Below are 14446 nucleotides of genomic sequence, written 5' to 3' on the forward strand. Positions count from 1 at the left end.
AAGAATCTCACGCAAGGCCTTAACAAATGAATTCACACGGTTTTTGTGTGGATGAAAGTTATTTGAGCCTCAGTTACAGTTTAGCCTTAGGAACCTTTGATTAACCCATCCGTGATTTAATCAAAGAGCAGAAATTGACAATGCGATTTTCAATTTCTTCACAATTTCAGTGTGTTACCGTTCCTGAAATTGGCGACGCATCCTTGTAGCGCAGGAAACTCTGGGTTAATTAGCGTTTCCTTTATTTTATCAACGAAGATCGAGTCGTAAATGGCAACCAATAATAGTCCATTAAAATACCGTTTATTGGAGCACAGCCTGCAAACTCTGGGCGAACAATTTTATTCCAACACAGTACCGACGTTGGTAAAAAAGCCGGAATTTATTCGTGTTAATAAAACACTCGCAAGTGAATTAGGGTTAGACAGCAAAACCTTAGAATCCAGCGAAACTCTGCAACTTCTTGCCGGTAATGATGAAGACCTTCCGGTAACAACCATCGCCTCGGTTTATGCCGGACATCAGTTTGGTCACTGGAATCCACAACTGGGTGACGGTCGCGCTATTTATTTGGGCGAACTGAAAAATCATTGCAATCAATTATTGGATGTGCAACTCAAAGGCAGCGGCACTACGCGCTTTTCACGCATGGGCGACGGTCGCTCACCGGTCGGCCCGGTGTTACGCGAATATCTTCTTAGTGAAACCATGTTTGCTCTGGGCATTCCTACAACACGCGCCTTGGCTGCGGTCATCACCGGTGAACGCGTAGTTCGCGACCAACTGGAACCCGGCGCAATTTTAACGCGGGTTGCGGCCAGTCATGTGCGAGTGGGTACTTTTCAATACTTTTCGGCACGTGGTGATCTAGAATCGATACAACATTTGGCCGACTACGTGATTGATCGTCACTACGCCCAAGATGTTGCGCAACACGGCTTAAAAAATCCTTACGCAGCTTTATTTGATTGCGCGGTAAAAAGACAAGCCCTATTAATAGCACGCTGGATGTCGGTTGGTTTTATTCACGGCGTCATGAATACCGATAACATGTTGGTCAGTGGCGATACCATTGATTTTGGGCCCTGTGCATTTTTAGACGAATTCAATTCTAAAAAAGTATTCAGCTCTATTGATCGTGGTGGCCGTTACGCCTATTGCAATCAACCGACCGTTGCGAAATGGAATTTAAGTTGGTTAGGGCAAGCGTTGCTGCCATTAATGGGCAAAGAACAGGAAGCCTTAGCGACGGCCCAGCAATCGCTCGATAACTTTGATGTAGAATACAATCAACATTACGACCGGATTTTTGCCGAAAAACTGGGTTTTAATAACGCGTCTTCGGCGAGCCAATCGCTAACGCAGGAATTTTTAGATATTCTTGAACGTCATCGATTGGATTTTACCAACTCATTTAGGAACCTTGGTAATATTCTGGGTGAGACACTTTTAGAAGGGCAATTACCGCAAGCTAAAGATCAATCTGAGAAATCCGAACATACAGAAACACCAAAGATAATTATTGAACGTGAGTTTTTGTGGGACAAAATACCCGATGAATTACAATCGTGGATAACTCGCTGGCTCGCAGAATTAACAAGCGCCCAAGCATTTGCGAATAAAGATCAAGTCCTGAAAAACGTCGAGCAAATTCGTTCGGTAAATCCGGCAATTATTCCCAGAAATCACTGGGTTAATCGAGCCATTGAACACGCAAAAGAAAATAACGATTTTAGTCTCTTTCATACCTTGGCCGATGTGTTAGAAAAGCCTTTCGAATATAGAGAAGCCGTTAAACCTTTTACGCAACCACCTACAGAGTCTGAAGTTGTGCTTAGAACCTTTTGCGGAACCTAGTGGTTGATATTAATTTTATTGAATGATTCATTACAGGAACCTCTGATTAAATCACGTACGTGTTAATCAGAGGTTTTTTAATCAAAGATCTAGCTGATAAACAATCTTGCTAATTGTCGTTATTCACCGCCAGTAGGCACAATACTAAAACTGTTATTAGGCACTACCGGTAACACAATACTCGATGGATACCAGTAATTATTTTCAACTGTCAACCATGTTGGCAGCAGTTGCAATAATCCTTCTTCACCCAAAATGGTTCCCTGCGGTAAATTACTTGGCCCAACAGCAACACGTAATTTATGGCCTTTTTTAATAACGGCACTGGTGGGTTGAATATTTACCGGTAATTTCATGGTAATGTTGGGATATACCGATTGTTCTGCCGCTTCGGTGTACGGATGCCAGGATTGAATATTTTCACCGACTAAAGTACGTGTCCGTGATTCATCAACCGCGCGATGTTTCATATTTAATAAGCCGTTGGTTAAAGGAGTTACTCGTCCATCCGGCGCAACATCATCAACGCGAACCGAAACTAAACCCACAAAATTGGTGGTCGCCGCAAAAATATCCGCCTGAATTGGGCCGTTAATTGCGAGGTCTTCCGTTAGCACGTCGGTTTCGTAAATTACGTTAAAAAATAACTCGGTAAAACTGTTGTCTTCAAAACACTCTAAAGGCACAAAACCCAGAATACCTAAAGACCACTGCGCACTGCTGATCGAGCACAAGCCGCTGGCAGGAAATGCGTACACAGTTTTACTGCCACCAAAAATTCCTGCACTATCTTCTTTTAATTTACTAAAAGGATGGAAATACAATCGTTTTGGTTCTGCCTGTGGTACCGGCCAATCGTCGCTGGTAGCAAAACGATCGAGACCAATCATGTATTGCGTAACTTGTGGAATTTGCTCAACACCGGCGTTAAATCCACGCAAGTGTTGATCGTACCACTGTAATTCGAAGTGATTAGTTGGTGGCAGTCCTAACTGACCTTGTGATGCGCTGGTCGCCAAAGCCGCCTCAATGTGATTGCCCGGCAAGACCAAAAGTCGGCTGTCTACATTGCGTTTTAATTGTTCGTATAAATTGAGTTCACCGCGCTGAAAAATATCGTGCACAGAACCAATAATAAACGTAGGCGCCTGAATCTGATCAATGCGCTCTATAGGTGAACGTGGTTGCCAAAATGGGCCGTCGTAAAGTAATTCGTCATCCCCTAATAAGGCTTGAGTAAAAATTGGTAACTGAAACTCCAGTAACGCATCCGAAAGCACATCAATTACCTCCGGAATACCTTCTTCGGGATTTAGAATAATATCCGGGTTGGCAACGCTTGCTAATGTGGTTAAAGAAAGCCACAACGAAATAAATAACAAATTACCCGAACCGCCGGTAAATACGGTATCACGATAGGTATCGGCAGCCGGTACTATGGAAAAAATGGCTTTTACCGCAGGATCACCAGTAGCGCCTGCAAATAAAGCTTGAATACCAAGATCAGAAACACCTCGTAAAGCTAGGTCTCCGTTTGTCCAAGGCTGCGCAAGAACCCAATCGATAATTTGTTGGTAATCGCCTTGGCTTGAACCCCAAGCATCCCATACGCCGGTGGATTTTCCGGTGCCGCGCCCGTCTACAGACACAACAGCATAACCGCGCTTCACTATGTAGGGATCAGCAGCCCCTAAAAAAACGCCTAAATTTGAGCCTAAATCGCTGAATATATTACCCAGCGTAACGTTGTAATCACTAATTACGATAACCGTCGGAAAATCTTGATCAATAGGATTACCCAATTCGTCAGCAGGTAAAGTAATAAATGCAGCCAGTTCAACACCATCATCGAGCAAGATCGTTTCGGTAGGTAATCTTACCGTATTAGGATATTCCTCGGGTCTATCGTAGTCTTGCCAGGTTCGTGATCCGTTAGAAATAATCTGATTAGGTTCAGACAATAAGGATCGAGTACCAGATGTAGTCCAGTTATTATCAGCGAGTAATTCTTGTATTGGAAATAATACGAGTACAACAAACGTCGCCCAGAAACGTAAGTTTAGAAAACCAAACATAAAACTATCCTTTATTATTAGTGTGTTTGAGTTCGGATTTTGGGAAGGTTATTTTGAAGTGCCCTTTAAATGTAAATAACATTTGTTATTTTTGAAAGCGAAAAAACAATAAATTAACAACAAAAAATTGTGTTGTTCGCAAACACACTAAAAGAATTTTTTTGTTATTAAAGTTGCACGAAAACGTACAAGAAAAAGACACAAAACAAGGTGTAGACTTGTCCCTTAAAATAATTGCGAAGAAATACTCGCCAATAATAAACAAAGAAATACGCCATGACAAAACAAGAGTTTGAAACCACCTGTGATGATGGCGTGGTGCTTAAAGGTATTCTTCTAATACCCGAAAACCCCAAGTCTATCATTCAATTTAATTGCGGAACTGCGGTAAAAAAAGAGTTTTATTTACGATTTTTAACATTTTTAGCCGAGCACAATCACATTGTTTGCCTCTGGAATTATCGCGACAGTGGTGAGTCTGCACCCAGCCGATTAAATACCTGTGATTATCGGTATTCCGATTATGGCTCAAAAGATATGGATGCCATAAAACGTTTTTTGAAATCTCAATACCCAGCTTTACCGTTTATCTTTGTTGCGCACAGCACTGGTGGACAACAAATCGGCTTAATGAATAATTTAAATAATGTTGACGGTGCGATAAATATTGCAGTCTCGTCCGGTTATCTTCTCAACATGCCTTTGGCTTACCGAATAAAAGCCTATTTCTTTTTTTATTTATTTGGCCCAATTAGCATTTTGTTAAAAGGCTATTTAGCCAATAAACAATTTGGCTTGATGGAAGATCTACCCAAAGGTGTCGCCATAGAGTGGCGTGACTGGTGTTCAAAAGAAGATTATTTTTTTGACGACGAATTTTACGGAAAAACGATTCCCAACGATTGTTATAAAAATATCGACTTTCCCATTACCGTTTTTTATTCACCGGACGATCCTATCTCGAACGAGACAAATACACATAACTTTTGGAAGAATGTTAAAAGCTCAAAGGCCATTAATATCTTTAAAGTGGAAAACAAAGCGTTAGGTAAAATTGATCACTTCGATTACTTCAAACCCAAACTGAAAGATTTTTTTTGGTCGTCTGTATTGGAAGAAATCGAGCGATTTATTCAAAAATAAAGACCCTATAAAGTTTTAATCAACACTACCACCGTTTAATCAGAATTTTTTGATATCATTCAACATTCTCATCTGCAACACTTCTTATCAATCAATCGGTTTTAAACCGTTAAAAACCGTCTATAGATCTTTTTATAAAATCATTTTCTCTTGTCGTAAATCCGACAATCAGATCCCTTTTTGAACGATATTCTTCTGAAATACAGACCCTAAGTAATTGATTTATCAGCGTCATTGAATGGATCGCTTCTTGCTGATTGTAAGTAATTGAATGAATTCAATACGACGACAACTATCGTTTTCAAAATAGTCTGGCTTGTGATCTATCCGTACAGGTTCTTAGGAGAATGTTATGCGTTATGCGCCTTATCAGAATGAATACTTGGGTAGTGTTGAATTTAGCGATCAGCAACAGTTGGAATATTTTTTAACGCGGGTATTTGAAACGGAAGAAGTTTGGGGTTTAGACGACGGCACAGAATGGATTTTTAAAACCCTCGCCGACGGCAGCCAAGTTATGCCGGTGTGGCCCTACAACAAATTTGCGACAGAAGCGTTAAATACTAGCGATACCGACATAAAGCCTCAGGCTGAGTCTTTGGAAGACTTTTTGTATCACACGCTTGAAATGCTAATAGAAGAAGATGTTTCTGTTGAAATTATGCCAAGCGCGACAAAAGCAGGCTGTATTATTTCACCTCATCAGTTGTTGAGTATTTTAACCGGAATGATCGACGCCGGTGAGTACCGGATGGATGGTTAAAGAGATGACCGAACACGAAAGTATTTGCTTAGTTTTTGCCTGAATTAATCAGAGACACCTGTACCACTTTTGCAAACTCACAGTTATAGAAAATTACCAAAAATATTAATGCCTGCTTAACGACAAAAAAATACCACCCGAAGGTGGTATTTTTATGGCATTAATCGTTAGAGATGAAAACGATTAAGACGCCGCTAATTCTTTGGCACGCTCAATGGCTTGCTCTAAATCGCCTTGCGGATCAGCAGTTACCAAAGAAGGTTGGAAGCGAACGGTACCGATATCGGTAATACCAACAACGTTTAACCACCAGTTTAGGTAGGTTGAGTGATAGTCGCTACCGTATTTAGCATCAACACCAGGAGCAAATACACCAGAGCTATAAAATACTGCGGCTTTTTTGTTGCTTAACAAACCGAAGTAACCGTCATCTGGAGTGAAACCGAAGGTTAAACCTGGTTGAGTAATGATATCGATGTATTGCTTGAGTTTGTATGGAACGCCGCCGTTCCACATTGGAACTGCAAATACGTATTCATCAGCATCAATGAAGTTTTGCGTCACTTCAACGACTTTATCCCAGGCAGTTTGACGCTGACCGTCCATCTCGCCAACACCGAAGAAAGTCATCTTCGCAGCAGCTTTATCGCCATCAAATTCAGGAAGATCACAAGCCCAAAGGTCTAGAGTTTGCACTACTAAACTTGGATCTTGTGCTTTACGAGCAGCAACGTATGCGTTTGCGATTTTGTTAGATTGTGATGATTCTGAGCGCGGTGACGCAACAATGTGTAACAACTTAGCCATGGTTCGAATTCTCCAATGAGAGCTATTCAGCAATTTTAGGTTTTATACAGACATCAAAGCATTGTTGGGCATTTCTTGGAAAAGCCAACGTCGATATAGTAACTATCAATACTTAACTTGAAAGGTTACCCAAACAAAAGATAACTTGTCAATACGCAATTGACAGGTTATGTTTACAAGATCGTATAAATGTGAGGACAAGGTCTTGAACGAATTACAACGCCCAGATCCGTTTCTTGTCGCCGATAACACAGCTTTGGATTTTTTAAACTCGATTTGCGCGCCATGGGGTGACGATATCGAATGGCTCGAAAACGGGGATGATTTGGTAAGTTGGCTCCATCACGCCGAATTAATTTCGGATGAAGAGCGCGACACGATCTATAACAAACTCTCTAACGCGGAGCTTGATGACGCGGCCGAACGTGCGCGCAATATGCGTGAATGGTTTCGGGGTTTTATTAAAAAATACGCGGGTAAAGAAGTAACTGCCAACGTGTTGAAAGAGTTAAAACCCTTAAACGATTTACTGCGCGGCGATCGTTTATATCATCAGGTAGGCATTAGCGAAGACGCCCACAGTGGTTTTGAATTCCATGAGATTCGCCACTGGCATAAGGCTGACGATCTACTTGCCGCTGTTGCCAGCGAAATGGGTCGCTTAATTTGCGAGTCTGATTTTGGCTTAATTAAAAATTGTGAAGGCCCAACCTGCACCTTGTGGTTTTTAGACATCAGTAAAAACCATAAACGCCGCTGGTGCTCTATGGCCGTTTGCGGCAACCGCGCCAAAGCCGCCGCTTACAGAGCTAAAAAGCAACAGCCATAAATTCGCGCCAAAACCATTTTGGTTCTGCGAATTAATTCCCCGACTGGAACTCGCTGGTACTAGGAGTTCAGTCGAGATCTTCCAAAAACTAATTGCATCCATAAATTTTCAATATCGAATTCAATATTCAACACTGAGTTCCTCTTCTTAAAACTATCTTCAAAATTGTCTTTAAAAGCTCACTCCTATCTATTTTTAGTCATTAATTTCTAATTACATGCTCGTTTAAATTCAGAAAATCGGTTTTCAAGCACGCATAAATTCTCTAAGAATCTCTGATTAACTCAGCCATGATTTAATCAGACGACAGAAACTTAAAATACGATTTCCAATTTTTTCACAATTTCAATCACTTACCGTTCTTGAAATTGGCGACACATTCCGGTGTTGCTGGAAACTCTAGACTAATCAGAGTCTCTTGTAATTTGTCTCTATCGTTAGTGTAAATAAATATCAAATACAAATGAGAAGTCTTTTTATTTGATATAAGTTGTCATAAGATCCCGCCTAATTTCAAACTATGTAAATTTAGGTGCAAGTAATGACACGGTCGCCATCGGTTTTAGGCACAACGCTCTCTCTCCCCTTCAATTTGCTGGCATTCGCTGTCGGTGTCGCCCTAGCACCGCTATCGTTTGCCGAACAAGACTCGAAGGTCATCGAAGAAGTTATTGTTGAAGCCGATGGCTCACAGATCTACCAAACACGTCCCTACGCAGGCGGACAAGTCGCCCGCGGCAGCCGCGCAGGCATCTTAGGTAACCTTGATCTACTTAACGCACCATTCAGCTCTACGGCCTACACAGAAGAGCTTATTCGCAACCAACAATCTCGCAGTATCGCCGATGTTGTGCAAAACGATCCCAGCGTGCGTCCGGCCCGCGGTTTCGGCAACTTTCAAGAGGTATACATTATTCGCGGGTTTCCGGTGTTCTCCGACGATATGACCTTTAACGGCCTGTACGGTGTCTTGCCTCGTCAGTTTGTCGCTGCCGAACTCGTTGAGCGTGTCGAAGTCTTTCGCGGTGCTAACTCATTCATCAACGGTGCTGCACCCGGCGGCAGCGCTACCGGCGGCGCGGTGAATCTGGTACCCAAACGCGCCAGTGATAACAGCACTCGAATCAGTCTAGGATTAGAAGCTCCGAGCCAATACTCAGCGGCTTTTGATACCAGCGTGCGATTTGGCAATAACGAAAACAGCGGCTTACGCATTAGCGGTGTGCGTCGCGATGGCGAAACCTCTATTGAAGATCAAGAAAGAGAACTGAATGCGCTGTCGGTCAGTTTTGACCATAGTGGTGATCGCTATCGTTTTACCGCGGATTTGGGTTATCAAGATCATCATATTGATGCGCCACGCCCAAGCGTTACGCCATTGGGTGAAATTCCTGATACACCCGATGCCGACAGCAATTTTGCCCAACCCTGGACTTTCACCGACGAGAAACAATTATTCGGTGTATTCAGAGGTGAGTTTGATATTCAAGACAATATTACGGCTTGGGCAGCCATTGGTGGCCGCGACGGTGAAGAAGAAAACGTATTAGCAAACCCAAGCGCTTTTGCCGACGGTTCAACAACTTCCTTCCGATTTGATAACGCCCGCGAAGATACTATTATTTCTGTCGATGCTGGTATTCGTTTTGAATTTAATACCGGCGATGTTGCACATCGTTTAATTACCTCGGTAAGTCGCTATTCACTGGAATCAAAAAATGCTTTTGCGTTTTCAAACTTTGCCGGTTTTAGTGGCGATTTAAATAATCCATTTACCGTAGAAATACCACCAGCGGATTTCTTTTTGGGTGGTGATTTAAATAACCCACGAGTTACCGAAGATAACGATACCTTCAGCTATGCGATTGCCGATATTATTACCCTACCCGATGAAAAAACGCTGTTAACCTTAGGTTTGCGTAGTCAAACTTTAAAAGTAAATGCTTTTGATAATACCACCGGCGCCCGCACATCAACCTACGATGAAAGTAAAACCACGCCGGTTGTAGGTATTGTGTATAAAGCGTTACCCGAAATTTCTTTATACGCTAATTACGCAGAAAGCTTATCGGCAGGAGAAACGGCACCTACCGTGAGTGGCGGCGAAGCCGTTATCAATTCTGGCGAAGTATTTGAACCTTCGGTATCGGAACAATTTGAAGTAGGATTTAAATTTGATTACCAAACCATTGGCGGATCTGTAAGCCTTTACCAAATTGATCAACCCGTCTTTTTTGTTGAAAATAATCGCTTTGGTGAAAACGGTAAGCAAGTCAATACCGGTGTTGAGTTAAGTATTTTTGGTCAATTAAATGCCAATACAAAAATTGTCGGCGGATACACCTACACCGATGCCGATCAAAAAGATACTCAAGACGCGAGTGTAGAAGGCAAAGACGCCGTTGGTATTCCTAACCATCAATTTAATATTAATTTAGAACACGCACTAAACAATCAACTCAGTATTGATGGCCGATTTGTTTATACCTCCAGCCAATACGCCGATGCAGCCAACACCCTAGAGGTAGACAGCTGGAATCGTTTGGATTTAGGCACCCGATATCAAACCAATATTCTCGGTAAAAATACCCAATTTAGCTTACGTATAGAAAACGTATTTAACGAAGATTATTGGGCATCTGTTGGAGGTTTTCCCGGTGCAAACTACCTAGTATTGGGAAATCCAAGAACCGTTTTGCTTTCGGCTTCGTTTAATTTATAAAAGACTCGGATATACCTAGAGTTTCCAGCGACACAAGGATGTGTTAGCAACTCCAGTAATTCTAGAAAATAAAAACTGTAGAAATATTGGTAATTATAACATTGAGATCTCTCTCGGACCAATTCAGGAAGAATATGACCCGAGTTTACTTTAAAAAATAAGTTCCGATTAATTTTCAAGGAACGCTTTTGACAAAAGATGACGGATAAGTTTTAGACCATAACTGCGCATTAACCAAAGGTTTATTTTTTGCCTCTGCTGGACATTTATCTAAAGCCAGTTGCACTTCCTCTTCACTGAGCGGCCTTAACTCTAAATGCCCTGGAAGACCTTGATTTGTAGTTACTTTTAGCTGATCGATGTTGGTTACCGTTTGTGATTTTAAATTAAATGAGACATTGTAATGATCTGCCTTCTTCATGGAATAACCACTACCACCACCAGCAAAATTCCAATAGCGAAGGTCATAAAATGCATACTCTCCCTCAGGCAAAACTCGGCAAAAATAAAAGCTTTTCTCTTCAAACTCGGGTTTTATTTCGTCGTAAATAGAGTTATTTCTGATACCACCGTGAGCAGAAGACAAACTATCAATAAAACCATCACCGTTAGTACTCTTGTAATGAACATCTATCAAGTTAAATGTTTGTGTACATTTTGTTTTCGTTGAATTACTAAAGCATTGCGTAGAAAACTTTCCTATTAAATAAGCACGCTCTTCAGGAGCAAGGCTATTTTCAAGCGCTTTACGCTTTTCATCCATCGGCGCACACCCTGCAACCAACAAACCAATTGCAACAGCGTAATATTTAGAAACTTTTAACATACCTAATCTATTTCCTATAAACTAAAGTGTTATCAGAGTCACTTATATGACGCCACATAATATCCCTAACACATTACGAAATACTAGGGCATTTAATTGCTTATATATTTTACTCGACAACAAACCTCGGTAATTTAGATATTTCCGAGAACAGTATTAACCTTATCTTCTAACTCATCAATTAATTCAGCATCCATATACTGGTATTCATCTGGAATATCGAGAATATAAAGTGGTTTGTGATTAAGCATTTTTGGAAATTGCGCGACTAATCTATTTTTATGTTTCTTCTCCATAACAAAGATAATATCCGCCCAGCCGATATCCGATGCATTTACCGTTCTTTTTGCTTTTGGGCTGGTACCGGCCGATCGAACTTGTATTCCAGAACGTTTTTTAAAAATCATTTCGGCGGTTGGGCTTCGCCATTGATTGCGACTGCAAATAAATAAAAAATTTGTCATTTAAGAATACTCATTTAACACTCAAAATTTTTCCGTATCTGTTACTGATTCATGAACAGATCATCTTTATGTTTCGGTTGCTTTAAAGAAAATTTTGCCAAACCCAGAATTTATCGCACACAAGAATAAGCTAATTAGAGGTTTTCATATTAGGTTTGTTGATCGACCTATTAATCTCACTATCGTCCATTTTGTTTTAAAAAACGCATAATCTCTACCTTGTGACCGCCCTCTCCTTTATGAAACTTTTAGGTGACAGTCTCTGTCTCACCACATATAATCGTTTTTATCTTAATTAGCTTTTACCGATAAGAGAGAGCTACCGTGAATCATATTCAAAACGACCTGCCCACACCCAACTCGACGCCGCCACACGAACAATCTCGGGCGTTATCGATAGCAAAATTTTCTATCGCCCGTAAAAAGTCAATTTTTTGGATATTAGCGGTAGTTGTCATTGTTTTTCTGGCACAGTTTCCCAAAATTGTGACCGATACCGACCCAGAAAACATGTTGCCAGCATCCGATCCTGCGCGCATGTTCCATAATCAGGTAAAACAAACCTTTGCCATGCATGATTCGTTAGTGGTTGGATTGGTAAATGAGCAATCGATATATCAGCCGGACACTTTGGCGAAATTAGCCGCCGTTACCGACTTTATCGATGGTTTGGATGAAGTTGTTCACGAAGATATCTTATCTCTGTCGACCGCAGATAATATTACCCAAGCCGGGCCGGGTACCATTCGCTTCGAATGGATGATGGCAACACCACCAGACTCTCTTGAGCAAGCACAAAAAATTCAAGCATCGGTAAATAGATTACCAACTCTTAAAAACACGCTAGTTTCAAACGACGGTCAGGCGGCAATAATTTATGTTCCTCTAACCGAAAAAGATTTTAGTTATCAAGTTTCAGAGAAAATAAAAGAATACATCGATAATAATGTAAACAGTAATGCCAACGATCAATGGCACATTACCGGTCTACCGGTTGCTGAAGATCAATTCGGCCACGAAATGTTTGTGCAAATGGCAATTTCTGCGCCTTTAGCGGGTTTAGTTATTTTTATTTTATTGTGGGTATTTTTTAGAAATATCGCCTTTATTACTGCACCCATGATTATTGCCATGGCGACAGTGATTATTACCATGGGTGCTTTGATCGCTTGTGGATTCTCTGTACATATCATGTCGTCGATGATTGCGATCTTTTTAATGCCAATTGCAGTTGTTGACTCGGTACACGTGTTGTCGGAATTCTCCGACAGCTTCAGACCAGGCAAAAATCCGTCCGAGGTAATTTCTGAGGTAATCGGTAAATTATTTCAACCCATGCTTTATACTTCGGTAACGTCAGCGGTCGGTTTTTACTCTCTATATTTAACCCCAATTCCCCCAGTACAAATATTCGGTGTGTTTATTGGTTCTGGAATATTGGTAGCATTTGCACTGACTATTTTATTTTTACCCGCTTACCTTTGCAGCCTAAGCAATAAAACTCTACAAAATCTTGCCGAAACCCATACCGACTCCGAAAACTCCGCAGTTGCTAACTCGGTAAGAAAATTTGGTCAGATGGCCGTGTCACATCGTCCGTTTTGGTTGTTGACCTTAATAGTACTCGGTGGTGTGTCAGCGTATGGTATTAGCAAAATTCAGATTAACGACAATCCTGTGCGATGGTTTAAGCCGTCGCACGAAATTCGAATAGCCGACAAGGTACTAAACAATCATTTTGCCGGAACCTACGACGCTTATTTAATTTTTGAAAAATCCAATGCATCTGACCAAAAAATAACAACCATACTGAATTCTGCTTTAACTCAAACTACTGCTGATGGAGAATTAAGAGCAATTATTGAAAAATCGTTGGGTGAATATTCGAGCCCGGATGCAAATAACATTCAAAACATTACCAATAGTTTAATGATTGCGTTGGATGATTACAGTTTTACCAGCTCTGATGCAGAGTCTTCGGCGCAGGCGGCAGATTTACTGTCGCAATTAGAAACTTTGAACAGTTCTGGTCAATTATTTTTGCAACCAGAATCGCTTAATTATTTAAAAACCTTGCAAGAACATCTACAAACAACGGGATTGGTTGGCAAGTCCAACAGCCTAAGCGATGTGGTGATGACGGTAAATCGCGAATTACGTTCTGGTAACGACGAAGACTTTACCATACCCAACAGTGCAAACGCTGTAGCCCAAACCTTATTACAGTATCAATCGTCCCATCGCCCTCAGGATCTATGGCACTTTGTGAATAAAAGCTATGATCAAAGTTTGGTGTGGTTGCAATTAACCAGTGGCGATAACAAAGACATGAGCGCTGTTGTTGCTGAGGTTAAAAATTACATTGCCAAAAATCCTTTGCCCGAAGGAATGAGCTATCAGTGGGCGGGTAAGGCGTACATCAATTTAATTTGGCAAGAAAAAATGGTCTCTGGCATGTTTGCCAGTCTTGCCAGTGCGTTTGTAACTGTATTTATTATTATGGCGATTTTATTCCGTTCGATTATTTTCGGTGTGATTGCCATGATGCCTCTGACGTTATCCATTGCATTAATTTACGGCGTGATAGGAATTATCGGTAAAGACTACGACATGCCAATTGCCGTTTTATCAGCACTTACCTTAGGTATTTCAGTGGATTTCGCCATTCACTTTATCGAGCGCCTAAAAGCCATTTATGCGATCAAACAAGATTGGCAAGAAACCTTAAAAGCCATGTTCGAAGAACCCGGACGAGCCATAACCAGAAATGCCATTGTCATTGCCATTGGTTTTACACCATTGTTATTCGCACCGCTGGTTCCTTACATTACGGTGGGCGTTTTATTGGCAAGCATTATGACAATTTCGGCTGTCGTCACCCTAATTATGATTCCCAATTTAGTGGCACCCATACATAAACGAGTTCTTTCTTAAAAAGCTCGTCCATACATTCACTGTAA

10 protein-coding genes are annotated in these 14446 nt (G+C 41.2%); 6 read left to right on the plus strand and 4 right to left on the minus strand.

The genetic code is table 11. The features are described from left to right. Positions 1–270 precede the first annotated feature (270 nt). Positions 271–1857 (plus strand): protein adenylyltransferase SelO, encoded by a 1587-nt coding sequence (locus tag ACYQ28_RS14025; protein WP_460051121.1) that lies wholly within the window; start codon positions 271–273, stop codon positions 1855–1857. 119 nt (positions 1858–1976) lie between these two features. Here the strand turns inward: ACYQ28_RS14025 and ACYQ28_RS14030 are convergent, their stop codons facing one another. Then, positions 1977–3932 (minus strand): CocE/NonD family hydrolase, encoded by a 1956-nt coding sequence (locus ACYQ28_RS14030; protein ID WP_460051119.1) that lies wholly within the window; start codon positions 3930–3932, stop codon positions 1977–1979. Between the two features lie 276 nt (positions 3933–4208). Between ACYQ28_RS14030 and ACYQ28_RS14035 the strand changes: the two genes are divergently transcribed. Together ACYQ28_RS14035 and ACYQ28_RS14040 are read left to right on the plus strand one after the other, a co-directional pair. After that, positions 4209–5075 (plus strand): alpha/beta hydrolase family protein, encoded by an 867-nt coding sequence (locus ACYQ28_RS14035; RefSeq protein WP_460051117.1) that lies wholly within the window; start codon positions 4209–4211, stop codon positions 5073–5075. Between the two features lie 352 nt (positions 5076–5427). Further along, positions 5428–5838, plus strand: a complete 411-nt coding sequence (locus ACYQ28_RS14040) for a DUF2750 domain-containing protein (protein ID WP_460051115.1) — start codon at positions 5428–5430, stop codon at positions 5836–5838. A 183-nt stretch (positions 5839–6021) separates the two neighbouring features. On the opposite strand, the gene ACYQ28_RS14045 is transcribed toward ACYQ28_RS14040, so the two are convergent. Further along, the gene (locus ACYQ28_RS14045) at positions 6022–6645 is read right to left on the minus strand and encodes an FMN-dependent NADH-azoreductase (protein WP_460051113.1); all 624 of its coding nucleotides are present in this window, start codon (positions 6643–6645) and stop codon (positions 6022–6024) included. A 205-nt stretch (positions 6646–6850) separates the two neighbouring features. On the opposite strand from ACYQ28_RS14045, the gene ACYQ28_RS14050 reads away from it, so the two are divergent. After that, on the plus strand, positions 6851–7474 hold the full coding sequence (locus ACYQ28_RS14050) for a CGNR zinc finger domain-containing protein (protein WP_460051111.1): 624 nt from the start codon (positions 6851–6853) through the stop codon (positions 7472–7474). Between the two features lie 541 nt (positions 7475–8015). Next, complete coding sequence (locus ACYQ28_RS14055; RefSeq protein ID WP_460051109.1) at positions 8016–10196, plus strand: TonB-dependent receptor; 2181 nt, start codon at positions 8016–8018, stop codon at positions 10194–10196. A gap of 175 nt (positions 10197–10371) precedes the next feature. Here the strand turns inward: ACYQ28_RS14055 and ACYQ28_RS14060 are convergent, their stop codons facing one another. Both ACYQ28_RS14060 and ACYQ28_RS14065 read right to left on the minus strand, forming a co-directional pair. Continuing rightward, on the minus strand, positions 10372–11022 hold the full coding sequence (locus ACYQ28_RS14060) for a hypothetical protein (protein WP_460051107.1): 651 nt from the start codon (positions 11020–11022) through the stop codon (positions 10372–10374). Between the two features lie 134 nt (positions 11023–11156). Continuing rightward, positions 11157–11486: a low molecular weight protein tyrosine phosphatase family protein gene (locus tag ACYQ28_RS14065; RefSeq protein WP_460051105.1), complete on the minus strand. Its 330-nt coding sequence runs from the start codon at positions 11484–11486 to the stop codon at positions 11157–11159. Positions 11487–11810: 324 nt separating this feature from the next. On the opposite strand from ACYQ28_RS14065, the gene ACYQ28_RS14070 reads away from it, so the two are divergent. Continuing rightward, positions 11811–14420 (plus strand): efflux RND transporter permease subunit, encoded by a 2610-nt coding sequence (locus tag ACYQ28_RS14070; protein ID WP_460051103.1) that lies wholly within the window; start codon positions 11811–11813, stop codon positions 14418–14420. Positions 14421–14446: the final 26 nt, after the last annotated feature.

The sequence above is a fragment of the Sessilibacter sp. MAH1 genome (genome assembly GCF_054658315.1).